The following is a 24558-nucleotide window of genomic DNA, read 5'->3' on the forward strand; positions in this document are numbered from 1 at the left end:
GGCAGCGTACACACAGGTAGGGGGCGGCCGCCGAAGCCGCCCGCGCGCCGAATCAAAACTTGACGCTGGCCGACACCCCCGCCAACCAGGTGCGCCCCGGCGCAGGCTCGAAGAACCGGCTGTTGCCTTCGTTGACGATCACCGAACCCACGTAGCCCTTGTCCAGCAGGTTGTCCACGCGCACGAAGCCCTGCAGATCCGAGCCGGCCCACTGCGCGGCATAGCCGACAAAGGCAGCGGCCACGGCGTGGCCGGCGGCAGCGTCGCTATTGGCATCGTTCACATAGACACGGCTCAGCGCCCGCCATTCCACACCGCCACGCCAGCCCAGCGGCGGCTGCCAGGTGGCGCTGGCGTACACGTTGTGCTTGGCCAGGGCCGGGATGCGCGCGCCATTGGCGTAGCGCGCGTCCAGCGCGGTGTAGGCCAGCTGGGTGCGCAGGTGGCGCCAGTAGTCTTTGCCCCACGACAGCTCCAACCCGTTGCGCCGGGTCTGGCCCGCGTTCTGGAACGTGGTGCGCCCGCCGCTGCTGGCCAGCGTGGTGATCTCGTTCTCGGTGTTGGTGCGAAACACAGCTGCCGTCCAATCGCCCATCGCGGCGCTGCGCGACTTCAGGCCAAACTCCACACTCTTGCTGCGCGCCGCGTTCAACGCGAAGTTCAGCCCGGTCTGGCCGCCTGGCCGGTACGACAGCTCGTTCAGCGTGGGCGTCTCGAAGCCCTTGCCGGCCGAGGTGTAGATGCGCAGGCCCTCGGTGATGGCGAAGCTGGCACCCACCACCGGCAGCGTGGCGCCGTACTGCGCGGTCCCGCTGTCGTCGGGGTTGGGGCCCACGACGAAGCGGTCCTGCGAATCGAAGCGGATGCGGCTGTGCCGCACCCCGGCGTTCAGGTTCCAGCGGGTGCCGGGCTTCCACTCGGCCTGCACGTACTGGTCGAAGCTGCTGACGCGGTTGTGCTCGTCGCGGCGCAGGTCGCCCTGCACGCCCAGCGTGGTGCCGATGAAGTTCTGGTAGCCGCGGCGGTCTTCGCGCAGGGCGTCGTAGGTCAGGCCGCTGACCAGGGTGAATGGCGCGTCGGCCAACTGCGTGGTCCAGGTCCAGCGCAGATCGCCGCCCGCGTAGTCGCGCTGCAGGTCGATCATGCCGCCGGGATGCAGCGGGCCGTTCTGCGGCCCGACGGGGATGGACTGAAACTGCGTGGTGCTGCGCTGGCCGCCGTAGACGCTGGCCTGCAGCGCGTGCGCATCGCTGAGGTAGTGCTCATACACCAGCCCGGCCTGCGTCTGGTCCATGGTCTTGCGGGTGTTGAAGTTCAGCGCCGCCGGGTCCACGCCGCGCGGGTTGGCGGTGAACTGGGCGCGGCTCAACCCCAGCGGGTCTTGCGCCTTGGGCAGCACGACGCGGTTGGCCACCAGGGTCAGCTTGCCGTCCTCGTGCGGGCGCAGCGTCAGCTTGGCATTGGCCAGCGCGCGGCGCGTGGCGCTGTGGTCGCGGTAGCCGTCGGTGTGGAACTGGCTGCCCGAGAGCACATAGCCCACGCCGCTGTCGTTGGCGCCGGTGTTGCCGCTGAACTTGGCGCCGTAGCGCAGCAGGCCGTCGCTGCCGGCGCCGCTCGACAGCGTCAGCCGCGGGGCGCCGCGGCCCTCTTCGGTGAAGACCTGCAGCACCCCGCCGGACGAGTTGCCGTACAGCGCAGAGAACGGGCCGCGCAGCATCTCGATGCGATCCACCGAGGCCAGGTCCACATGCGAGATCTGGCCCTGGCCGTCGGGCAGCGTGGCGGGGATGCCGTCCACGTACAGGCGCACGCCGCGGATGCCGAAGGTGGCGCGCGCGCCGAAGCCGCGCACCGAGATCTGCACGTCCTGAGCATAGTTCTGCCGCTCGCGCGCCTGCAGGCCCGGCACGGCGCTCAGCGCTTCGGAGATATTGACCTGGGCGCGGCCCAGCCGCATCTCGTCGCCATCGATGCGGTCGACCGAGGCCGGCACGTCCAGCGTTCGCGCCTCGGTGCGCGTGGCGCTGACGACCACGGGGCTGAGTGTGGCCTGCGGTGGCGCGATGGCCGGATCGGTCTGGGCCAGCGCCAAGGTGGGGGCCAGCAGGAAGGTCGTGGTCAGGCGGTACATGGGGCCGGGGGCGGCGACGCCCGGTCAAAAAAATGGGTTGGACATTCTGCGCAAACCGCGTGCTCGGCGCGGTGTAGGACAGCGCCGCAACATGCGTGGAGCATACCTGTGGTGCAGGAAGTCGAGGCGTTGGCTGGCGCACGGGCGCAACGCTGCTGCGTATAAGCAAGGCACACCGCTTCCGCACCACAACAGCATCACAGGATTGCCCGTGCCCGTCACCATCACCGCCCCCTCTCCCAACGCGCTGCCTCCTGCCGACTTCGACGACACACTCATCGAGTTCGGCGTACCCGGTCTGGACGACGTACTGGGCGGCGGGCTGACTTCCAACCGGTTGTATCTGGTCGAAGGCACGCCCGGCGCCGGCAAGACGACGATTGCGCTGCAGTTCCTCATCACCGGCGCGCAGCGCGGCGAGCAGGTGCTGTACGTGACCCTGTCGGAGACAGAGCGCGAGCTGGCCGGCGTGGCGCGCTCGCACGGCTGGGACCTGAGCGGCATCCACGTGCGCGAGATGCTGCCCACCCAGGGCACGCTGGAGCCGGACGAGCAATACACGATGTTCCACCCCTCCGAGGTGGAACTGAGCGAGACGACGCTGAAGATCCTGGCCGACGTGGACGTCATCCGCCCCACGCGGGTGGTCTTCGATTCGCTCTCCGAGCTGCGGCTGCTGGCCGGCAGTTCGCTGCGCTACCGGCGCCAGATCCTGGCACTCAAGCAGTTTTTTGCCGTGCGCAACTGCACCGTGCTGCTGCTGGACGACATGACCGCCACGGCGCACGACCTGCAGGTGCAAAGCATCTCGCACGCGGTGCTGCGGCTGGAGCAGCTCCAGTCGGATTACGGCTCCGGCCGCCGGCGCCTGGTGGTGGCCAAATACCGCGGGCGTGACTTTCGCGCCGGCTACCACGACTACCGCATCGTGCGCGGCGGGATGGAGGTCTACCCGCGCCTGATCGCGGCCGAACACACGCAGCCGGTGGACCAGACACGCATGCCCAGCGGCTTGCCCGCCTTCGACGTGCTGATGGGCGGTGGGCTGGAGCGCGGCACCAGCACGCTGATCGTCGGCGCGCCGGGCACCGGCAAGTCCACCGTGGCGCTGCAGTTTGTGCTGGCGGCCGCACAGCGCGGCGAGCACTCGGCCTTGTTCGTCTTCGACGAGAGCCTGCACACGCTGCGCACGCGCTGCGGCGGCATGGGGATGGACATCGAGCCGCATCTCGCATCCGGCTGCATCCAGTTGCGCCAGGTCGACCCGGCCGAGCTGTCGCCGGGCGAGTTCGTGCACCTGATCCGCCAGGCAGTGACCGGGCACCAGGCGCGCCTGATCGTCATCGACAGCCTGAACGGCTACACGAACGCCATGCCGGACGAGCGCTTCCTGATCGTGCAGCTGCACGAGTTGCTCAGCTACCTCGGCCAGCACGGCGTGGCCACGCTGCTGGTGGGCGCGCAGAGCGGGCTGATCGGCGTGAACATGGCCTCGCCGGTGGATGCCAGCTACCTGGCCGACGCGGTGATGCTGCTGCGCTACTTCGAGGCCGAAGGCGAAGTGCGACAGGCGATCTCGCTGCTGAAGAAGCGCGGCGGCGCGCACGAGCGCACGATCCGTGAGTTCACGATGAGTGACACCGGCATCGCCATCGGCCCGCCGCTGCGGCATTTCCGCGGCATTCTGACCGGCGTGCCGGTTCCCATCGACGGTGTTCGGAGCGCGCAATGAGCCTTGCCCGGCATCCCGAAAGCGCGCTCTCCCCCTTTCTCACCGGGGCGCAGGGCGCAGCGCGCGCGGCTCAGCCCGCAGAGCCGGTGCATCCCTGCGCGCGCAGCGACCACGAGGGGGCGGCGAACGCGGCGCCGCACCCGGACAGTGGCGTTGCCACCCTGGAGCGGCGCGTGCTGCTGCGCGCCGCCACGTTGAAGGACGGCCTGATGTCGGTGGCCGTGCTGGAGCGCGCCGGTCTGGTGGCCCACGTGTGCTCCTCGCTGCAAGCATTGGTGGCCGAGGTCGACCGTGGTGCCGGCGCCATCGTGCTGTGCGAAGAAGCGCTGGGCGATCCGGCCGCTTCGCAGCTGGTGGCATGGCTGCAGGGCCAGCCCAGCTGGTCGGACCTGCCGGTGCTGGTGCTGGCGCGCCAGGGTGCCGATTCGCGTGTGATCGGCCAGGCCATGGACACGGTGGCCAACGTGACGGTGATCGAGCGCCCGGTGCGCGTGGCCTCGTTCGTCAGCTCGGTGCGCTCGGCGCTGCGGGCGCGTGCCCGCCAGTACGACCTGCGCGCCACGCTGGAGGGCCTGCGCGATGCGGACCAGCGCAAGACCGAGTTCCTGGCCACGCTGGCCCATGAGCTGCGCAACCCGCTGGCGCCGCTGATGACGGCGCTGGCCCTGCTCAAGCGCAAGCGCCCCGGCCCCGACGAGGCCACGCGCTACCACGACATGATGCGCCGTCAGGTGGACCACATGGTGCGGCTGGTGAACGACCTGATGGAGGTCTCGCGCATCACGCGCGGCAAGATCGAGCTGGACCCAACCGCGCTGGACCTGCAGCGCGTGCTGGAAGAAGCGGCCGACCTCAGCCGCCCGCTGCTCGAAGGCGCGCAGCACCAGCTGCACGTGCACATGCCGGCGCAGCCGCTGGTGGTCCACGGCGACGGCGTCAGGCTGACGCAGGTGTTCTCGAACCTCCTGAACAACGCGGCCAAGTACACACCTCGCGCCGGCCACATCACGCTCAGCGCCGAGCGCGAGGGCAACGACGCCGTCATCACCGTGCGCGACGACGGCATCGGCATCGCGCCGGACATGCTGGGCGATATCTTCGACATGTTCGTGCAGGTCAGCGGCACCGCCAAGACCGCCCAGGGCGGGCTGGGCATCGGGCTTACGCTGGTCAAGAGTCTGGTGGAACTGCATGGCGGCCAGGTCTGGGCCGACAGCGCAGGGCCGGGCCAGGGCAGCACGTTCGGCGTGCGCCTGCCGTTGGCCGAGGCCGCACTCGCGCCAGCGGAGCCGTTGGTCAGCGACAAGGCGCCAGTCGGCCGTGCAACCACCGTGCTGGTGGTCGACGACAACCAGGACGCGGCCGACAGCCTGGCCGAGGCGTTGCGCGCGATGGGCCTGCAGGCCGGCGTGGCCTACAGCGGCCCGCAGGCGCTGGCAGCTCTGGCCGAACTCAAGCCCGGCGTGGCGGTGCTGGACATCGGCATGCCGGGCATGGACGGCTGCGAGCTGGCCTCGCGCATCCGGCAAGACCCGGCGCACGCCGGCATGGTGCTGGTGGCGTTGACCGGCTGGGGCCAGCAACGCGACCGCGAGCAGACCCAGGCGGCCGGCTTCGACCACCACCTGGTCAAGCCCATGGATATCGACCGGCTGGTGGCCATCCTGCAAGGCGTGCACACGCCGGCGGCCCTGCCCGGTTCAGGCGCTGAGTAGCTCCCCGACCGGCTGCAGATCTTCCACGTGGTCGCAGATGGCTTTGAGGACCATCATGATCGGGATGCCCAGCAGCAGGCCGGGAATGCCCCACAACCAGCCCCAAAAGATGACGCCGACGAACACGGCCACCGGGTTCATGCGGCTGGTGCGGCTGGTGAGCCAGGGCACCAGCAGCTGGCCCACCACGGTATGGATGAACAGCGAGCTGCCGGCCACCGCGGCGGCCATCTCCCACGAGTTGAACTGCACCAGTGCGAGCAGGCCCGCGCCCACCATTACGACGAGCGAGCCGACATAGGGAACGAGGTTGGTGACGCCGGCCACGATGCCCCAGACGGCGGCGTTCTCCAGCCCCAGCGCCCAGAACACCAGGCCGGTGGTCACGCCGACGACCACGCTGGTCAGCACCTGCACAATCAGGTAGCGCTCCACGTGCCCGGTGATGTCGTCCAGCACGTGCAGCGTGATCTTCTTCTTGCTGAGGCTGGCACCGGCGATGCGCACCAGCTTGCGCCGAAACGTGCTGCCCGAGCCGAGCGCGAAATAGGTGAGGAAGGCCACCATGGTCAGTTGCCCCGCCAGGCCGATCAGGCCGACGGTGCCGGTCCACAGATAGTCGTGCACATTGAAGCGCGCCCGTTCGATCTGCACCCGCGTCACGCCGCGGGCCGCCTGGGGGCGGGCGTCGGGCGCTTCGGCGGCCTGCTCCAGCTGGGCAGCGGCCTTCTGCACGGTCTCCAGCGTGCTGGTGTCGCCGCGACGCTGGCTGTCGTGCATGCGCACGCGCAGCTTCTGCGCCGCCAGGGGCAGTGACTCCACGAGCGACGCGGCGCTGTCGGACAAGGCATAGGCCGTCCACCCCGTCGCGCCCATCAGGCTCAACAGCACGACGCCGGCGCCGATCCAGCGCGAGATGCGCAAGCGCTCCAGCGCATCGACCAGCGGCGCCAGCGCATAGGTTCCCAGCAGGCTGAGCATCAGCGGAATGAAGACCGGCGCCGCCCAGCGCAGAGCGAAGACCGACGCCAGCACGGCCAGCACCATGACGGCGACGCCGCGCATGTCGACGGCGGCGTCCGGCAGAACATGGCCACCGTCCAGCGCGACGGGCTCGGTGGGGCCCGGCTCCCCCGTCTCCTGGCCCGATTCCTGACCTGTCTCCTGCACTGTTGTCATCGTCCGCTCCAAATTGGGCGCATCTTGGGGCCGCAATGCCCCGACTTCGGCCGGAGGCCGCGCAGCGCCGACGACAGACAACGCCGCGTCGACAGACGGTCGCATTTCCTCTTCCCGAAGATCGAAGCGTTGACGCCGACGTAAGGCCACACCCACACACCTGCAGCCTGGCCACCGGCATACCGGCCAGTCACGCGCCGTCATGCTGCGGCATCACCATTGGAGCTCTCACTGCATGTCCTACACGAACGTTTCACGCCCCACCCTTCCCCTGTTGCTCGCGCTCGTAGCCAGCGCCGCCCTGGTTGCCTGCGGTGAGACGTCGAAACTGCCGCCGAACGCCGTCACAGGCCCGGACCCCCAGTTGCCCGCCCCCTCGGGCAGCCTGATCCCCACCGTACAGACCGCGCTCGCCAAGGGCTGGCCCGAGGGCGCCATGCCCGTGGCAGCGGCAGGCACCAGCGTGACCGCGTTCGCGCGCGGGCTGGACCACCCGCGCTGGGTCGTCACGCTGCCCAACGGCGACGTGCTGGTGGCCGAATCCAACAAGCCGGCGAACGCCGGTGAGGGCAAGAAGCCTTCCATCAAGGGCTGGGTGCAAGGCCTGTTCATGAAGCGCGCCGGCGCCGGCGTGCCCAGCGCCGACCGCATCAGTCTGCTGCGCGATGCCGATGGCGACGGTGTGGCCGAGGTCAGGAGCGTGCTGCTGCAGGGCCTCACGTCGCCCTTCGGCATGGCGTTGGTGGGTGACACGCTGTACGTGGCCAATGCCGATGCGGTGATGAAATTCCCCTACCAGGCAGGCCAGACGCAGATCACCGCGCCGGGCACCAAGCTGCTCGACCTGCCTTCCAAGATCAACCACCACTGGACCAAGAACCTGATCGCCAGCGCCGATGGCAGCAAGCTCTATGTGACGGTGGGCTCGAACAGCAACATCGGCGAGAACGGTTTGGAGAATGAAGGAGGCCGCGCCGCCATCTGGGAGGTGGACGCGAAGACCGGCACGCACCGCATCTACGCCTCGGGCCTGCGCAACCCCAACGGCCTGGCCTGGTCCGGCAGTATGCTGTGGACGGTGGTCAACGAGCGCGACGAACTGGGCAACGATCTGGTGCCCGACTACATGACGTCGGTGCAGGACGGCGCCTTCTACGGCTGGCCGTGGAGCTATTTTGGCGACGTGGTCGACACACGTGTGGAGCCGCCCCGGCCCGACATGGTGGCCAAGGCTATCAAGCCCGACTACGCGCTGGGCGCACACGTGGCGGCACTGGGCCTGGCGATCTCGGACGGCAAGCCCATGGGCGGCGCCTATGGCGAAGGGGCCTTCATCGGCGAACACGGGTCGTGGAACCGCAAGCCACCGAGTGGCTACAAGGTCGTCTTCGTGCCGTTCACCGGCGGCAAGCCGACGGGCGCGCCACCGCAGGATGTGCTGACCGGCTTTCTGAACAGCGAGGGTGAGGCCCTGGGGCGGCCGGTGGGCGTGGCCTTCGACGCCAAAGGCGCACTGCTGGTGGCCGACGACGTGGGCAACGCCATCTGGCGCGTCGCCCCGGCAGCGCGCTGAGCCAGCCGCAGCGCCTGGCATGCCGGGCGCCGGCCACAACGCCCATTCGGCGCGGCTTCGGCCTCGGTCTGGCGGTGATTCCGCCTGCCGAACGACCGGCCCGGGTTGACCGGGTCAGCGAGGCGTGTGCCTAGAACGTCGCCTGCGGCAGATCCTTGCGCGAGAACACCAACGAAACCTTGGCCTCCTCGGGGATGGGTGGCAAGCTCGCGTTCCACGACTCCCAGGCGGCCCGCAGCTCGGCCAGCAGCGCTGGCAGGCGGTCGCGCAGGTTGGCGCGCTCGCGCGGGTCGACCGCCAGGTCGAACAGGTACTCCACACCATCGACCTGCAGGTACTTCCAGTCGCCCCGCACCAGGGCGCGCTGGCCGCGGTGGTTCATGCGCCAGCACAGATCGCGCGGGTCGGGGCCGGCGGCAGCGCCCTCGCCCCCCGCGGCCAGGTGCGGCAGCAGGCTGCGGCCGTCCAGCGGGTAGTCCGCGTGCGGCGCCACGCCGGCGGCGTCGAGGAACGTTGCGGTCCAGTCCATGGTCAGGCTGGCGACATCGCTGGTGCCGGCGGCGGCGATGCGCGCCGGCCAGCGCGCCAGCAGCGGCACGCGGATGCCGCCCTCCAGCAGGTCCATCTTGCCGCCGACAAACGGCCAGTTGTTGGAGAAGCGTTCGCCGCCGTTATCGCTGGTGAACACGACCAGCGTGTTGTCGGCCAGGCCCTTGCGCTCCAGCGCATCGAGCACCCAGCCGATGCCCTCGTCCATGTGGTGGATCATGCGCTGGTAGGTGGCGATCGAGCCGCCATCGGTGTGCTTGCCGATGCCGGCGATGCGCTCGGACTCGGCCTGGTCGTCACGCGTCAGCCACGGCCAGTGCGGCGCGCTGTAGTGCAGGCTGAGCAAGAAGGGCTGGTCGGCGCCCTGGCGTCCGACGAAGTCCGCCGCGCGGCGGCTGAGCAGGTCGGTCAGGTAGCCGGCTTCCTGGATCGGCGTCTCGTTGTGCCAGAAGTCGGGCACCCCGCGCGGGTTGCAGTGCTTGAAGTAGTCGGCCCCGCCGGCGTGAAAGCCATAGAACTCCTGGTAGCCCGACTTGCGCGGGCCGAAGTGCGGCGGGTAACCCAGGTGCCACTTGCCGACCAGGGCCGTGGCGTAGCCGGCGCTTCGCAGCAGCGAGGCCAGCGTGGGGTGCTCCGGTTGCAAGCCCAGCACCTTGTCGCCGGCGGTCGCGCTGGGGATGGGCTCCTCCGCCCCGCCGCGCAGTCGGTACTGCCAGCGCCCGGTGGCCAGCGCGAAGCGCGTGGGCGAACAAACGGCCGAGTTGGCATAGCCGCGCGTGAAGCGCAGGCCCTGCGCGGCCATCGCGTCCAGGCGTGGCGAGACATCGGTCGCCACGTTGTAGGCGTCGCGTGCACCAGTGCAGCCGAGGTCGGCATAGCCGAGGTCATCGGCCAGGATGAAGATCAGATTGGGGCGGGTGGTCATGCGGGTCATTTTGGTCCCACTACACTGCCGCGCTGGCCCGCACGGGCACTTCGGGCACCACGCCGCATGACCTCCATCGATCCCCAAGCCCCCTTTGCCGCTCTCGGCCTGCTGCTGCCCCTGGCGCAAGCCGCCGACGCGCAAGGCTATGCCGCACCGACGCCGATCCAGACCGAGGCCATCCCCGCCATCCTGGAGGGCCGGGACCTGCGTGGCCGCGCCCACACCGGTTCGGGCAAGACGGCCGCCTACCTGCTGCCGCTGCTGCAGCGCTGGCACACGGCCCCGCGCCACCGCTCGCAACGCCGTCTGCACACGCTGGTGCTGGTGCCCACGCGCGAGCTGGCAGCGCAGGTGGCCGACAGCCTGCGTACGCTCGCGCAGGGCCTGCCGGAGCAACCCAAGGTCGTGCGCGCCATCGGTGGCCTGTCGGTCAACCCGCAGATGCTGGCGCTGCGGGGCGGCGCCGACTTCGTCATCGGCACGCCGGGCCGCGTGCTCGACCTGGCCGAGCGCAACGCCTTGAAGCCGGGCGAGCTGTCGGTGCTGGTGCTCGACGAGGCCGACCGCCTGTTGGACCTGGGCTTTGCCGAGGAGCTGAACCGCATCCTCGCGCTGCTGCCGGCCGAGCGCCAGACGCTGTTCTTCTCGGCCACCTTCCCGCCTGCTGCGCGGGCGCTGGCCGACACGCTGCTGCGCACGCCGGTGCAGATCGACACCCCCGTGCTCCCCACCTCGGTGCCCGACATCACGCAGCGCGCCATTGCCGTGGACACGGCCCAGCGCACCCAGCTGCTGCGCCACCTGATCGCCACCGAGGGCTGGGCGCAGGTGCTGGTCTTCGTGGCGACCAAGCATGCCTGCGAGACCGTGGCCGACAAGCTGCGCAAGGCCGGCCTCATGGCCGAGCCGCTGCACGGCGAGCTGAGCCAGGGCAAGCGCACGCAGGTGCTGGCCGACCTGAAGGCAGGCCGTGTGCAGGTGGTGGTGGCGACCGACCTGGCGGCGCGCGGCATCGATGTCGTGCAGCTGCCGGCCGTCGTCAACTTCGACCTGGCGCGCTCGCCCACCGAGCACCTGCACCGCATCGGCCGCACCGGCCGCGCCGGCGCCAGCGGGCTGGCGATCAGCTTCGTGCCGGCCGCCGCCGAGGCGCATTTCCAGCTGATCGAAAAGCGCCAGGGCCAGGCCGTGCCGCGCGAGCAGATCGAAGGCTTCGTGCCGACCGAGCAACCGCCCGCCGTGCCCAACGTGGGCGGGGTCAAGGGCAAGCGGCCGAACAAGAAGGACAAGGCACGGGCAGCGGCGGCGCGCACCGGTGGGACAGAACAGGCATGACCTGCAGCCGGCTGCCCGCTGACGTGCACCGCTGGCATGCGGCAGTCACCGCGCCATGACCACGCTGCACTACCTGCTCTTCGACACCAGCGAGGCCAGCGACGGCACCGGTCTGTTCGACGCCATGGCGGCCGTGGAGCCTGCGCATGCCGCTGCCGTTCAAGCCGAGATCGACCTCGTGCTGCAGTGGGCGCACACGCATTTCCCGGACGGACCGGCGCCGGTCGAGGATGGCGGCGATTGGGACGCCACCTGGCAGGCCGACGACGAGCCCGATGCCCACGGCACGCGCCGTGTGTTCACGCTGTCGATCGGCGGCTCGGCGGCCTTTTGCGCGGCGTTCGCCGAGCGGTTTGCAGACGCGCTGGCCTGAACGACCAGCCACCCTCGGCCCATCGCGTCCGCTCGCCGCAACCGGTCACGGCAGACGAGTGTCCGCCTCCCTCGCGCCAGCGGCGTCCGGCGTGTGGGCCACGCCCAGGCCCATCAGCCCACCGGCAGCCATGCCGCCACCGCCGCCACCTTGCCCACCGCCACCCCTGCCGCCGCGCGCCGCCCCATCCGACCGCGCCGCGCCGGCGCGACCGCCCGCGCCAGCCGCACGCACGGGGCCCTGGTTGGGGATGGTCATCTCGTCGGGCAGGGGTTCCAGGTCCAGCACCTCGCGAATGAACACGCGCAGCGAGCGGACCAGCGCGCCCGTCTCGATGGTGCGACCGGCCACCATGTCCTGCGCTGCCTGCGCAGCCAGGCGCACCTGCTCCTGTGTGCCCAGCAGGATCACGTCGGACAGCGCCGCCTCCACCGCGTCGCGGGTGCGGCGGCGGCGCTCGGAGCCGGCCTCCTCCGTAACGGCGTCTTCGTCGGGCGAGGCCATCTCGGGGCTGCCCTCCGCAGCATCGACCGCTGCCTGCGCCGCAGCGGCACGTAGCCGCAATTCGCGCAGGTGGCTCGGGTCCACGGCCAGGTTACCGGTGAACGATCCGCCCAGCGTCTTGTAGGCGGCGATCAGCGTCTTCAATCGCTCGTTGATCTGGCGGTTCTGCCGCTCACGCCGCTGCTGCACGCGCTGCATGACCAGCAGGCGGATGCCCACGGCGACGAGCGTGAACACCACCAGACCGAGCAAGGTCGACAACACGCCCTGCCAGGAACTGAAATCGATGAGGTTGCGCATGAACATCCCGCGAGCGAAAGAGCGCTAGCGTAGCCGCTGCGCGGCACGCTGCGCAGGCCGTCAGGCCGCCCGCGCGCCCAGCCCCGCCCGCACCTTGTCCACCGTGATCGGGAACTTGCGTACCCGCACGCCGCAGGCGTTGGTGACGGCATTGGCCACCGCCGCACCAGCGCCACAAATGCCCAGTTCGCCCACGCCCTTGATCTTCAGCGGGTTGGCCTTGTCGTCCACCTCGGGCAAAAAGTGCACCTCGATGGCTGGGATATCGGCATGCGACGGCACGTGGTAGCCGGCCAGGTCATGGTTGGCGAAATAGCCGAACTGGGGATCGATCAGCGCCTCTTCATGCAACGCGCTGCCGGCGCCCCAGATCATGCCGCCCACGGCCTGGCTGGTGGCAGTCTTCACGTTCAGGATGCGGCCGGCGGCGAACACGCCCAGCATGCGGCGCAAGCGCACTTCGCCGGTATCCAGGTGCACCGCCACTTCGGCGAAGTGCGCACCATAGCCCTGCTGCGAATAGCGCTTGAGCATGCTGCCGGGCTGGATCTCGCCAGTGGCCTCCATGCCCAGGGTGCCGGCCAGCGTGGCCAGGCTTTCGGCCTTGCCGTCGCCGCGGATGCGCCCGTCGGCAAAGATCGCCTGGGCCTCCGGGATGCCCAGCTTGCGGGCCAGTTGGCCGCGCAGGTTGGTGCAGGCGTCGAACAGGCCCGATCCGGCGCTGGCGGCGCCCCACGAACCGCCGGAGCCCGGCGTCTTCGGCAGGTCGCTGTCGCCCAGTTCGACACGCACCCGGTCCATCGGCAGGCCCAGCATCTCGGCGGCGATCTGCGTGAAGATCGTATAGCTGCCGGTGCCGATGTCGGTCATGGCCATGCGCACCGTCAGCACACCCTGGCGGTCCAGCGCCACCTTGCAACTGGACGCCATCAGCAGGTTGCTGCGGATGGCGGCGGCCATGCCCATGCCGACGGCCCAGCGGCCCTCCATGCGCGCCAGCGGCTTGGCCGTGCGGGCCGACCAGCCGAAGCGCCGCGCGCCATCGCGCAGGCACTCGGCGAACTGGCGGGTCGAAAAGGGCACGCCCTGTTCCGGGTCGGTCTGCGTGTCGTTGCGCAGCCGAAGCTCGACCGGGTCCATGCCCAGCTGCACGGCCAGCTCGTCCATGGCCTGCTCCAGCGCCAGCATGCCCACGGCCTCGCCCGGTGCGCGCGTCGAATCGGCCAGCGGCAGATCCAGCTTCACGAAGCGGTGCGTGGTCGAGCGGTGCGGCGCGGCGTAGAGCGTGCGCGTCTGCTGGCTGGCGTTCTCCATGAAGTTGTCCATGCGCGCGGTGTGCGCGATGGTGTCGTGCGCAATCGCCTGCAGCCGGCCGTCGCGGTCAGCCCCCAGCCGCACGCGCTGCAGCGTGTCGCTGCGGTGCGTCGTGAAGTGGAACATCTGCTGGCGCGTCAGCGCGGTCTTGACCGGCCGCCCAAGCTGGCGCGCGGCCATGGCGCTGAGCATCACCTCGCCGTAGACCGGCAGTTTGCCGCCAAAGCCGCCGCCGATGTATTTGCTGACGATGCGCACCTTGTCCGGCGCCACCTGCAGCGTGTTGGCCACGGCGTTCCTGGCGCTTTCCAACAGCTGGGCCGCGCAATGCACGACGACGCGACCATCCGGCCCATCAGGCCAGTAGGCCAGCACGGCGTGCGGCTCCATCTGCGCGTGGATGTGCACAGGTGTCGTGTAGCTGGCGTCGACCTGCACCGGCGCCGCCGCGAAGGCTTGCGCGAAGTTGCCCTTGGCCGTGTCGGCCTCGGCATCGAACAGCTTGGCCGGCTTCTCGGCGGCGCCCTTGTGCGTCTCGGTCTCGAATGCACCCGGTTCGACGCGGTAGCGCGCCTGCACCAGCAAAGCTGCGGCGCGCGCCTGCTCGAAGCTGTCGGCCACGACGAAGGCCACCGCCTGGCCGTAGTGCTCGATGCGCGTGTCGGCCAGCTGCGGATCGGCGCGGGCATAGCGGTCCTGGGCGTCCACGGGCCCCCAGGCAGCCTGCCTGGGCGCGTTGTGGTGCGTCAGCACCAGGCGCACGCCACTGGCGCGCTCGGCAGCGGCGGTGTCGACTTGCTCCAGCGTGCCGCGCGCAATGCTTGCGCCGACGATGAAGCCGTACAGCGGCCCGGGGCCCTCCTGCACCTCGTACGCATAGGCGGCGCGGCCCGTCACCTTGGCGATGCCGTCGACCCGGTTGACCGGCGCGCCGATCAGGCCGTTGCGGTTCTCGTCGATGGCGTTGCGCGCCGCCGGTTGGTTCATGTCCATCACGCCACTCCCTGTGCCAGGGCCGCGCGCAGGGTACCGCGCAGCAGATCGATCTTGAAGTCGTTGTGGCCGCGGCCGCGCGCGCCTGCCAGCACCTGCGCGGCAGCGGCATCGCTGATGGCCGCATCGCCACGGCTGCCCCGCAACGCGGACTCGGCCGCCGCCACGCGCCAGGGCTGGTGCGCCACGCCACCGAAAGCCATGCGCGCCGAACGCACGGTGCCGCCAGCCACATCGAACACGGCCGCGACGGACAGCAGCGCAAACGCATACGACGCCCGGTCGCGCACCTTGTAGTAGACGTGGCGCCCCGGCAGCGGGGGCGGCAGCGTCACCGTGGTGATCATCTCGCCAGGCTGCAACGCCGTCTCGCGCTCCGGCGTGTTGCCGGGCAGGCGGTGAAAGTCGGCGATCGGGATCACGCGCAGGCCGCGTGTGGAGACCACCTCGACCTCGGCGTCCAGCACGCGCATGGCCACCGCCATGTCGGACGGGTGCACCGCGATGCAGGCATCGCTGGCACCCAGGATGGCGTGCATGCGGTTCTGCCCGTGCAGGGCCGAGCAGCCGGTGCCCGGCTGGCGCTTGTTGCAGGGCCGCGCCGTGTCGTAGAAATACGAGCAGCGCGTGCGCTGCAGCAGGTTGCCAGCCGTGGTCGCCTTGTTGCGCAGCTGGCCCGAGGCGCCACTCAGCAGCGCCCGCGACAACACGGCGTAGTCACGCCGCACGCGCGCGTCGGCCGCCAGGTCGCTGTTGCGCACGGTGGCGCCGATGCGCAGACCGCCCTGGGGCGTGGGCTCGATGCGGTCCAACCCGAGGCGGGTCACATCCACCAGATGCGTGGGCACCTCGACCTGCAGTTTCATCAGGTCCAGCAGATTGGTGCCGCCGCCGATCAGGCGCGCACCGGGCCGCCCGGCGGCGGTGGCGGCCGCCTGCACCGTTTCGGGCCGTTCGTAGGTGAAAGCTTTCATGCCGCGCTCCCCGCCACGTCGCGGATGGCCGCGACGATATTGGGGTAGGCGCTGCAGCGGCACAGGTTGCCGCTCATGCGTTCGCGGATTTCCTCGTCGGTCAGCGGGCCGGGGGCCAGCAGATCGCGCGAGACATGGCTGGGCATGCCGGCGCGCGCCTCGGCCAGCATGCCGACGGACGAGCAGATCTGCCCCGGCGTGCAGTACCCGCACTGGAAACCGTCGCGCTGCAGAAAGGCCGCCTGCGTGGGGTGCAGCACCTCGCCCTTGGCCAGGCCTTCGATGGTGGTGATTTCGCTGCCGTCGTGCATGACGGCCAGCGTCAGGCAGGCGTTGGTGCGCCGGCCGTCGACGAGGACCGTGCAGGCACCACACTGGCCGTGGTCGCAACCCTTCTTGGTGCCTGTGAGCTGCAGGTTCTCGCGCAGCATGTCCAGCACCGAGGTGCGCGTGTCCAGCTGCATCCGGTGCTGCCGGCCATTGACGGTCAACTCGACTCCGACCATCTGCGGCGGCAGGTCCGCCGCAGCGGCTGTGGCGCCGTCGGGCGGCGCCGCCGTGGCGGCACAGCCGGCGAGCCCGGCGCCGGCCAGGGCGGCGCCAGCCTGCATGGCGCTGCGGCGCGACACGGGCCATTGCCCGCTGCCCGCCAGCCCGCAGCCCGTGGCGGCGGGCTCGTCGGGCCGCGCGTTCGCCGAGGGATCGGAGCGGTGATCGGCCCCATGCACCCGCCCATCGTGAGGCGTGTGGAGGTGTTGGTCGTTGGGCCGGTCGGTGCCGTGCCGAAGCTGTGCGGAAGCGGTGCGCATCATGGGTTCCTCGTCGTGGTGCCCGCGACGTTAGGGCCCGGCAGCAGGCCTGCACGTCGGCCTGCCGCGTGCGTGCGCGTAGGCGACGGGCGCCGCCCGCAACCCCTACTGCTCGATCATGTCGCGCACCTTGAGGGCCAGTGCCGCGATGTCGAACGGCTTGGTGATCACCTGCATGCCATGCGCCAGCAGGCCGTTGCCGATGGCGGCGTTCTCCGCATAGCCCGTGATGAACAGCACCTTCAGCGCCGGCCGGTTCACGCGCGCCGCGTCGGCCACCTGGCGGCCGTTCAGCCCGCCAGGCAGGCCGACGTCACTGAGCAGCAGATCGACGCGCGCATCGGACTGCAGCACCTGCAGCGCCGAGGGGCCGTCGCCCGCCGTGACGACGCGGTAGCCCGCTTCCTCCAGCATCTCTGCGATCAGCGTGCGGATGGTCGTCTCGTCCTCGACCACCAGGATGGTTTCCCCATCGGAGCGCTCCAGCTCCGGCGCGCTGGCTGCGGTGCCATCGGCGCCCTCGTCTTCGCCCAGCTCGCCCACATAGCGCGGCAGGTACAGGCACATGGTGGTGCCGCGGCCCACTTCCGAATAGGCACGCACCTGCCCGCCGGACTGGCGCACGAAGCCATAGACCATCGACAGCCCCAGGCCGGTGCCCTGCCCCATGGGCTTGGTGGTGAAGAACGGGTCGAAGATGCGCGCCACCACCTCGGGCGACATGCCGCAGCCTGTATCGGTCACGCAGACGGAGATGTACTGGCCGGGCGTCAGGTCGCGCTCCTGGCCGGCGCGTTCGTCCAGCCACTTGTTCGCGGTCTCGATGGTCAGGCGGCCACCGTCGGGCGCCATGGCGTCGCGGGCGTTGATGCACAGGTTCAGCAATGCGTTCTCCAGCTGCGGGCCGTCCACCATCACGGGCCACAGGCCGCCGGCGCCAACCACCTCGACACGCACCGACGGCCCCATCGAGCGGCGCACCATCTCCTCGATGCCGGCGACCAGCCGGTTCACGTTCAGTGGCTTGGGGTCCAGCGTCTGGCGGCGCGAGAACGCCAGCAAACGCTGCGTCAGCGAAGCAGCGCGGCGCACGGCGTCCTGCGCCATGCCGATGTAGCGCTCGGCGTTGTCGGTCTTGCCGATCAGCAGGCGGCGCTGCAGGATCTGCAGACTCGAACTCATGCTGCCCAAGAGATTGTTGAAATCGTGCGCGATGCCACCGGTCAGCTGGCCGATGGCCTCGGTCTTTTGCGACTGGCGCAGCGTGGCCTCCAGCTCCATCAGCTCGCGCGTGCGGGCCTCGACCTTGGCCTCCAGCGATTCGTTGGCCTCGCGCAGGCGCGCCTCGCCTTCGCGCACGGCGCCCTCGGCGCGCACGCGCTCGGTGGCGGTGCGGGCGCGGTCGGCCACCTCGCGGATGAAGGCCAGATCCTGCGCCGACCACGCTCGCGCCTCGACGTGGTTGACGAAGAACACCGCCACCAGCCGGCCGTGTTCCAGCACCGGCATGTTCACGAACGAGCGCGCGTGCCGGGCCTCCAGCGCCGCAGCCGCGTGCGCGGTGCGCGCATCCTCGCGCACGTCGGCGATGCTGATGAACTCATCGCGCTTCAGGCTGTCGATGAACGAGCCGAAATCGCGCAGCTGCACGACGCCGGACAGCGTCTGCACGCCAGGGGCCGTCCAGTCGCGCACCACATGCAGGGTGTCAGCCTCGGCCACGACGCTGCCGTATCCGACACGGCTCACGCCCAGGGTGTTGCCCACGAGGCGGGCCGCCACATACCCGATCTCGACCGCGTCATCCAGCGGCCGCAGCGCTTCGGACAGCGTGATCAGGGCCTCGCCGCGCTGCGCGTTGAGCGTGCGCTCGGTCACGTCCACGCCTTCGACGAACACGCCGCTGACGGCATGGTCGCCATCGCGGATCGGCTGGAACACGAAGTCCACATAGCGGTCCAGCACCGGCCCGCCAGGCGTGGACTGCACGGCATAGCGCGAGCCGACCGCGTGGTAGGCCTCGCCGCTGCGCAGGACCTGGTCCAGCAGCGCCAGGTAGCCCTGGGCCACGGCGTCCGGCAGCGCCTCGGCCACCGTGCGGCCCAGCAACGGGCGGTGGTCGACCAGGCGCTGGTAGTTGGGGTTGGCCATCACGAAGCGGTGCTCCGGCCCCTCCAGCATGGCCATGAAACTGGGCGCCTGCTGGAACAGGCGCTGCAGGCTTTCGCGCTCGTGCAGCAGCGCACGCTCGGCCTGCACCTTGCCGGTGGTCTCGACCACCAAGGCCATGACGCCGGCCGGCACGCCGTGCTCGTCCAGCAGGGGCGAGTAGTCCAGGTTCATCCAGACCTGCTCGGCGCGGTCATGGCGGTACAGCGTCAGCTCCTGGTCCCGGTACTGCAGCACGGCGCCGGCGAGGCAGGTGCGCATGACGTGGTCGTTGAAAGCGGCCACCTCTTTCCAGCCCTCACGCACGTTGGATCCCAACAGCTGCGGGTGGCGCCGGCCGGCGATCTCGGCATAGGCGTCGTTGTAGACCATCACGCCAGGCTCGCCCCACAGCATGACCATCGGCACCTGGCTGCGCAGCATCAACGCCGTGGCGGTGCGCACATGCGCCGGCCACTGCGCGATCGGCCCCAGGGCGGTGCGGCCCCAATCGAACGACGCCATCAGGCCGGCCATGGCTCCGCCGCCGTGCAGGAACGGCCATGGGTAGGGGTCTGTGGTCAACATGAAGCGCGTTCTCCGGCAAGGCTCAAGACAACAGGAAGAAATTGTCGAGGCGGCCGCAGGGTGCAGGCGCGGCGCCGCCACGTGTCGCGGCGCTGTCTGACAGACAGTGCGGTGCCGGCGCAACGGTGCGGCGTCGGCGGCGCGTCGTCGTCGCGGCGGCGTCGCGGCGGCGTCGTCGGCGCGTGCCTTCAGCGGCGCCCGGCCCGGCGCGGCGGCCAGCGCCACCAGCATGCGGCCACGGCCAGCGCGAACAGCGTGTAGGCCAGCGTGAAGACCCAAGCCGGCGCGTCCCAGTACAGCAGGCGCTGCAGCCAGTGCGCCACGAAGTCGCCGCCGTAGGTGCTGCCGCCAGCCTGGCGGCGCAGCCACATCTCCAGCGTGGTGAGCGGGCAGACGATGCCCCACCAGGCCTGCGCCGCGACATAGCCGATGGCCGCCAGATGCGCCAGCCGCAGCCACCAGCGGTTGACCCAGCCCCAGCCCAGCTGATTGCCCACCACCACCAGCACCAGGCCGCCAACGACGAACAGCACCACGCCCACGTGGAGCGCCAGCACCAGGTCGGCCAGCAGCAGCAGCGTCACGGATGCATCTCGTCCACTGCCTGCGGCGTGCGGTGCGCCGACAGGCACGACACCACGGCAGCGGTCACCAGCACCATGGCCGCTGCCTCAAGTGCGGTCGGCCAGCGCGCCTCCCAGATGAAGCCGTACAGCAGCGCGAACAGCGTCTCGAACACGATCATCTGGCCCACCAGCGTGAGCGGCAGCAGGCGGCTGGCCTTGTTCCACAAACCGTTGCCGATGACCGATGCGAGCAACGCCACGCCGGCCGAGACGCCGACGAAGCGCAGCCAGTCGCCGTGGGTGCGCGCCGACAGGTCCGCGAGCAGGAAGGCCGGCACCGCCAGTGCCAGCGCCTGCGCGCCGGTGACGACGCCGGTCAGCAAGCTCCAGTCATGCGCCGATACATGGGGCAGCCGCGTCAGCCAGCGGCTATTGACCACGGCATAGGCCGTCCACGACGCCAGCGCGCCCACCGCGCAGGCAAAGCCGAGCACGCGCGTGGCCAGCGGCACGTCGGTGGCCGTGGCGATGGCCTGCCAGCCGATGCAGGCGATGCCGGCCATGCCCAGCGCCAGGGAGGTCGCCAGGTGCCGCAACGGCACCGCGCCTTCGCCCCGGCTGCCGATCACGGTGACGGCCACCGGCAGGAAGCCGATCACCAGCGACGTCATCGCCATGCCGCCCAACTGCACGGCCGAGGCCAGCAGCACGTAGTACAGGATGTTGCCCAGGATGCTGAGCCAGAACAGCGCGCGCCATTCCGTGCGGCCGAGCTGGCCCGTCAGCATGCGCCAGCGCGGCAGCACCAGAGCGGCGGCGATCAGCCCGTAGGCCAGGTAGCGCGCGGCCGACAGCTGCATCGGCGTGAACATCGGCACCAGCTCGGGCGCGAGGAAGACCAGCCCCCAGGCCGCGCCGGCGGCGATGCCGCAGGAAACGCCGGCCCAGTGGGTTCGGGGGGAGTGGGAAAGGCTGGACGACATGGGGTGGGGAGCTTAGCCGGTCAGGTTGCGGACCCGATGGCACCACCCCCTGGCGTCACCCAACGCCGGCCCGATGTCTTCAATAATGGGTATATTGAAGACGTAATGCCTCACTGGAGCTTGCCATGTCCCACACCACCACCATGACCGTGCGCCTGAACGCGACGCTCAGTGATTTTGTCGCCGCCAATGTGCGTGAGGATGGCGCCTACGAAAACGTCAGCGAATACATGCGCGACTTGATCCGGCGCGATATGGAACGCAAGGAGCTAGTGGCCTTCGAGCGCCTCAAGACCGAACTGGCGCACGCCTTCGCGGCACCCGACACCGCCTACCGGCCCTTGACGGTTGCGGAAGTGCTGGCACGCAACGGCGCGGCGGGCCAGAAAGGCGCCTGAGCGATGCCTCGCGTCCGTGTTCAGGAGGCCGCGTCCTGGCGGCTGGACGAGATCTTCCGCTACACACGGAATCGCTGGGGCGAGCCGCAGGCGACGCGCTACATCACCGGGCTGTTCGAGGCGTTCGACCGCATCGAGGCGCATCGGGTGGCCTCAAAGCCCGTACCAGCCGATTTCGGGGTCGAGGGCTTCTTCTTCCGCTACGAGCGCCACTTTGTCTACTGGAAGCGCCTGCCTGACGGCGACATTGGCATCGTGACCATCCTCCACGAGCGCATGCACCAGATCGCTCGCTTCAAAGACGACTTCTTCAGCGAACACCCGTCGCCTGCAGACGGTAGAGAAGACGCATAGCGTTCAACATCGCGACAAGGTCGGCTCCACGGTCGGCGTGCCGAAGTTGACGGCGACAGCGCTCGGCACGCCCCCCTCACGCCTCCGCCAGCACCCTTCCAGCGTCTTCCCGCCCCTGCGCAAACATGCCCTGCAGCTCCATGCGCAGCTGGTAGGCCCGCGTCGTCGTGTCCATCGCCACGTCGTCCCAGCACAGGCTCTGCCCTTTCTTCACTGCCCGCACCAGCTTGATGCCGTGCGCCAGCCCCAGCGGCAGGCCGCCCATCTGCAACGAGCGTTGCGCCGGTAGCAGCTTGCCCCAGACGGTGTAGCCGCCCTCGCCATCGAGCACCTCGCCGGGCGACAGGTCGCGCTTGGCGGTGGCCACCACGTCGGCGTTCCAGCAGGTGGCAACGCCCGTGGGCTCGCCACGCAGCGCCACGCTGGCCACCGACATGCCGACCTCCAGCCCGATCAGGTGCCAGCGCTTGTACAGCGTGAAATAGCGCCCGCTCGGGTCGGTGTGGGCGTTGTATTCCTCAAAGCAGTTCTTGATGTACTCGGTCTCGGCCTCGACCGTGACCCACACGCCCATGCGGATGTCATAGCCGATCTGCCGGCCGTCCGGGTGCAGCGAGGACACCACCTCGACCATGCCCTTTTGCTCCAGCACGCCGCCCTCGCTGCGTGGCCGCGTGACGACCGGGATGTCTTCGATGCTGGCCGGCGGGTACAGCAGCCCATCGGATGGCACCAGCAGCCCCGTGGCGTTGGCCACGGCCGCGCTTTCGATCGACGGCTTGGAGCCATCCAGAAAGCTGTTGAACATCTTGGGGTTCAGCCCACCGCGCTGCGCCTGCTCGGGTGTCAGGCCGTAGTGGCCCCACACCGTCTCGGGCGTCGATTCGCTGAAGTGCGGCAACCACTTGTGGCCGCGCCCCGCCGCGACGACCGGAAAGCCGCAGGTGCGGGCCCAGTCCACCAGATCGCAGATCAGCGCCGGCTGGTCGCCGAACGCCAGCGAATACACCACGCCTGCTTCTTGCGCGCGGCGTGCCAGCAGCGGGCCGCAGAAGGCGTCGGCCTCCACCGTCACGTTGACCACGTGCTTGCCGTGCGCGAACGCGTCCAGGCAATGGTCGACCGCCGCCACCGGGTGGCCGGTGCACTCGACCACCACGTCGATGCTGGGCTCGCGCGTCAATGCCTGCCAGTCTTCGGTGATCCAGGTCTGGCCGGTTCGCAGCGCATCGCTCACCGATCGCGCGGCCGATTGCTGGGGCTGCCAGCCCACCCGCGCCAGGTTGGCGCGCGCGGCGTCCGGCGACAGGTCGGCAATGGCCACCAGGTGCACGCCCGGCGTGCGCGGGATCTGCGCCAGATACATCGAGCCGAACTTGCCGGCCCCGATCAGCCCGATGCGGATGGGCTTGCCGGCCGCCGCGCGTTGCTGCAGTTTGGTGTAAAGACTCATCACGCCTCCACCGCGTCGATGGGCTCGAGCGAGGTCTTCAGCGCACTCTCGGGCAGCCCATCCTTCCACGGCACCTCCACCGGGTAGGGCTTGAGCAGGCAGTCGTCCGGCAGCATGGCGATCGGCGTGAAGTCGCGGTGCGCGATGAACTCGGGCCGCTTGAAGCGCCGGATGTGGTTGCTGACCGCGCACAGGCTCAGGTACACGGCCACGCGGTTGAACGGCGACAGGTTGCTGCCCGAGGCATGCACCAGGCAGCTGTGGAACAGGATCATCGAGCCGGCCGGGCCCTTGGGCGAGACGATGCCACCCCCGACGTGGCGGCCCGCCGAGTCGTAATGTCCTTTGCCACCGGCCCGCTCGACCAGCTGGCCGATCAGCTCGTTGTCCACCGTCCACAGCGGGTAGCTGGTGGTGGTGAGGTCGTGCTTGGCATCGACCACGCCCTTCTGGTGGCTGCCCGGAATGAACATCAGCGGGCCGTTGTGCTCGTTCACGTCGTCCAGAAAGATCGCCACGTTCATCGCGCGCTCGGTCGGCATCTGGTCGTCGTTGAGCCAGGTGCCGTAATCCTGGTGCCACTGCCAGACATCGCCCTCGAAGGCCATCTTGCCGTTGATCTTGAACTGGTGCATGTAGACCTCTTCCTCGAAGAGATCGGAGACCGGGCCGACCATGCGCGGGTGCCGCGCCAGCCGCGCGAAGGGCTCGCTGATCAGATGCGCGGCGAAGTTCGTGCGCACGGCATCCTTGCCCTTCTCGCGCACGTTGAACGCTTCGCGCCGGCGGTACAGGTCGGGCACGGCATCGGTCAGGACCTTCGTCTCCTCGGGCGAGAAATGGCCCGGAAAGAACAGATAGCCTTCACGCTCGAACTGCGCGCGTTGCTCGGGGCTGAGTTTCATCGTCTGTCTCCTTGTTGCGGTTGAGGGGTGGTCGCCAAGCGTTCGGCCAGGCGCTGCGCCAGCATGGCGCTGGCCTGCGTGCCGTGTTCGTCGGAAAGCTGCGCGGCGCGCTCGACATCGCCGGCGGCAATGGCCTGTGCGATGGCGGCGTGCTCGTCCCACAGCGAGGCGCGCTGCGGTGCCGCCTGCAGCACCGCGCCCATGGCCCGGCGCAGGTGGCGCCAGTGCTGGTCGGCGCTCTGCGCGATCAATTCGTTGCCCGAGGCCACGTAGATGGCCTGGTGGAATGCCATGTCGGCGTCCAGCATGGCCTGCACGCTGCGACCCTGGGCCGCGCGCCGGCCCGTGGCGATCAGCTTGGGGTCCAGCTGCGTGTGCTGCGCCGCTGCCAGCCGCGCGGCCAGCACGTCCAGCGCGCCGCGCACTTGGTAGACCTTGGCCATCCACCCAGCGTCCAGCGGCGCGACCAGTACACCGCGGCCGGGCGCGTCCAGCACGAAGCCGTCCTTCTTCAGCAGGCGCAGCGCCTGCAAGACCGGCTGGCGAGACACGGCAAGCCGGTGGGCGATGTCCTCCTGCGTGATGCGCTCGCCCGGGGCCAGTGCACCGCTGCTGATGGCGTCCAGCAATGCGCGGTACACCTGGTCGACAAGGTCGGGTGCGGCGGCAATCTGGACGAGGTGAGCGGGCATGGTGGTGGTGGCAATCGTGTTCCGTATACAGAATACGGCAAAAGCTTCGAGTGAAGTCACCG

General features: G+C 69.9%; 20 protein-coding genes. 7 read left to right on the top strand and 13 right to left on the bottom strand.

Going from position 1 to position 24558, the window contains the following annotated elements; translation table 11 throughout:
* Nucleotides 1-52: 52 nt before the first annotated feature.
* Complete coding sequence (locus tag AC099J_RS27565) at nt 53-2131, bottom strand: TonB-dependent receptor family protein (RefSeq protein WP_479618500.1); 2079 nt, start codon at nt 2129-2131, stop codon at nt 53-55.
* Between the two features lie 247 nt (nt 2132-2378).
* Here AC099J_RS27565 and AC099J_RS27570 point away from each other — a divergent pair, with 247 nt between their 5' ends.
* Both AC099J_RS27570 and AC099J_RS27575 read left to right on the top strand, forming a co-directional pair.
* On the top strand, nt 2379-3863 hold the full coding sequence (locus AC099J_RS27570; RefSeq protein WP_479618535.1) for an ATPase domain-containing protein: 1485 nt from the start codon (nt 2379-2381) through the stop codon (nt 3861-3863).
* Nucleotides 3860-5578, top strand: coding sequence for a hybrid sensor histidine kinase/response regulator (locus tag AC099J_RS27575; RefSeq protein ID WP_479618501.1), 1719 nt, complete (start codon nt 3860-3862; stop codon nt 5576-5578). Before AC099J_RS27570 ends, AC099J_RS27575 begins: the two co-directional genes overlap by 4 nt.
* Here the strand turns inward: AC099J_RS27575 and AC099J_RS27580 are convergent.
* Nucleotides 5564-6757 carry an AI-2E family transporter gene (locus AC099J_RS27580; RefSeq protein ID WP_479618502.1) on the bottom strand — a complete coding sequence of 398 codons (1194 nt, stop codon included), beginning with the start codon at nt 6755-6757 and terminating at the stop codon, nt 5564-5566. The genes AC099J_RS27575 and AC099J_RS27580 overlap by 15 nt on opposite strands.
* Before the next feature lie 235 nt (nt 6758-6992).
* Between AC099J_RS27580 and AC099J_RS27585 the strand changes: the two genes are divergently transcribed.
* On the top strand, nt 6993-8330 hold the full coding sequence (locus tag AC099J_RS27585; RefSeq protein ID WP_479618503.1) for a PQQ-dependent sugar dehydrogenase: 1338 nt from the start codon (nt 6993-6995) through the stop codon (nt 8328-8330).
* Nucleotides 8331-8460: 130 nt separating this feature from the next.
* Here the strand turns inward: AC099J_RS27585 and AC099J_RS27590 are convergent, their stop codons facing one another.
* Nucleotides 8461-9804, bottom strand: a complete 1344-nt coding sequence (locus AC099J_RS27590; RefSeq protein WP_479618504.1) for a sulfatase family protein — start codon at nt 9802-9804, stop codon at nt 8461-8463.
* 66 nt (nt 9805-9870) lie between these two features.
* On the opposite strand from AC099J_RS27590, the gene AC099J_RS27595 reads away from it, so the two are divergent.
* Together AC099J_RS27595 and AC099J_RS27600 are read left to right on the top strand one after the other, a co-directional pair.
* Nucleotides 9871-11142: a DEAD/DEAH box helicase gene (locus AC099J_RS27595; protein WP_479618505.1), complete on the top strand. Its 1272-nt coding sequence runs from the start codon at nt 9871-9873 to the stop codon at nt 11140-11142.
* A 55-nt stretch (nt 11143-11197) separates the two neighbouring features.
* Nucleotides 11198-11515, top strand: coding sequence for a hypothetical protein (locus AC099J_RS27600; RefSeq protein WP_479618506.1), 318 nt, complete (start codon nt 11198-11200; stop codon nt 11513-11515).
* A gap of 45 nt (nt 11516-11560) precedes the next feature.
* Here AC099J_RS27600 and AC099J_RS27605 read toward each other — a convergent pair whose 3' ends face one another.
* The 7 genes from AC099J_RS27605 to AC099J_RS27635 form a co-directional block, all read right to left on the bottom strand.
* Complete coding sequence (locus AC099J_RS27605) at nt 11561-12319, bottom strand: hypothetical protein (RefSeq protein WP_479618507.1); 759 nt, start codon at nt 12317-12319, stop codon at nt 11561-11563.
* Nucleotides 12320-12379: 60 nt separating this feature from the next.
* On the bottom strand, nt 12380-14626 hold the full coding sequence (locus AC099J_RS27610) for a molybdopterin cofactor-binding domain-containing protein (protein ID WP_479618508.1): 2247 nt from the start codon (nt 14624-14626) through the stop codon (nt 12380-12382).
* Nucleotides 14626-15600 (bottom strand): FAD binding domain-containing protein, encoded by a 975-nt coding sequence (locus AC099J_RS27615; protein ID WP_479618509.1) that lies wholly within the window; start codon nt 15598-15600, stop codon nt 14626-14628. Before AC099J_RS27615 ends, AC099J_RS27610 begins: the two co-directional genes overlap by 1 nt.
* The gene (locus AC099J_RS27620) at nt 15597-16211 is read right to left on the bottom strand and encodes a 2Fe-2S iron-sulfur cluster-binding protein (protein ID WP_479618536.1); all 615 of its coding nucleotides are present in this window, start codon (nt 16209-16211) and stop codon (nt 15597-15599) included. Before AC099J_RS27620 ends, AC099J_RS27615 begins: the two co-directional genes overlap by 4 nt.
* A 303-nt stretch (nt 16212-16514) precedes the next feature.
* Nucleotides 16515-19145: an ATP-binding protein gene (locus tag AC099J_RS27625; RefSeq protein ID WP_479618510.1), complete on the bottom strand. Its 2631-nt coding sequence runs from the start codon at nt 19143-19145 to the stop codon at nt 16515-16517.
* A gap of 188 nt (nt 19146-19333) precedes the next feature.
* The gene (locus AC099J_RS27630; protein WP_479618511.1) at nt 19334-19729 is read right to left on the bottom strand and encodes a DUF2784 domain-containing protein; all 396 of its coding nucleotides are present in this window, start codon (nt 19727-19729) and stop codon (nt 19334-19336) included.
* On the bottom strand, nt 19726-20694 hold the full coding sequence (locus AC099J_RS27635) for a DMT family transporter (RefSeq protein WP_479618512.1): 969 nt from the start codon (nt 20692-20694) through the stop codon (nt 19726-19728). The genes AC099J_RS27630 and AC099J_RS27635 overlap by 4 nt, the downstream gene beginning before the upstream one ends.
* Before the next feature lie 125 nt (nt 20695-20819).
* On the opposite strand from AC099J_RS27635, the gene AC099J_RS27640 reads away from it, so the two are divergent.
* Both AC099J_RS27640 and AC099J_RS27645 read left to right on the top strand, forming a co-directional pair.
* Entirely contained in the window at nt 20820-21092 is a 273-nt protein-coding gene (locus AC099J_RS27640) for a ribbon-helix-helix domain-containing protein (protein WP_479618513.1), read from the top strand.
* A 3-nt stretch (nt 21093-21095) separates the two neighbouring features.
* The gene (locus AC099J_RS27645; protein WP_479618514.1) at nt 21096-21446 is read left to right on the top strand and encodes a type II toxin-antitoxin system RelE/ParE family toxin; all 351 of its coding nucleotides are present in this window, start codon (nt 21096-21098) and stop codon (nt 21444-21446) included.
* Between the two features lie 76 nt (nt 21447-21522).
* On the opposite strand, the gene AC099J_RS27650 is transcribed toward AC099J_RS27645, so the two are convergent.
* From AC099J_RS27650 to AC099J_RS27660, 3 genes are read right to left on the bottom strand one after another with little or no spacing between them, the layout of a single operon-like run.
* The gene (locus tag AC099J_RS27650) at nt 21523-22899 is read right to left on the bottom strand and encodes an NAD(P)H-dependent oxidoreductase (RefSeq protein ID WP_479618515.1); all 1377 of its coding nucleotides are present in this window, start codon (nt 22897-22899) and stop codon (nt 21523-21525) included.
* A complete protein-coding gene (locus AC099J_RS27655) occupies nt 22899-23804 on the bottom strand; it encodes a phytanoyl-CoA dioxygenase family protein (RefSeq protein WP_479618516.1) in 906 nt (301 codons plus the stop codon). The genes AC099J_RS27650 and AC099J_RS27655 overlap by 1 nt, the downstream gene beginning before the upstream one ends.
* Entirely contained in the window at nt 23801-24496 is a 696-nt protein-coding gene (locus tag AC099J_RS27660) for a GntR family transcriptional regulator (RefSeq protein ID WP_479618517.1), read from the bottom strand. The genes AC099J_RS27655 and AC099J_RS27660 overlap by 4 nt, the downstream gene beginning before the upstream one ends.
* Nucleotides 24497-24558 lie beyond the last annotated feature (62 nt).

This window comes from Rhodoferax sp. RT4P68 (assembly GCF_056521305.1).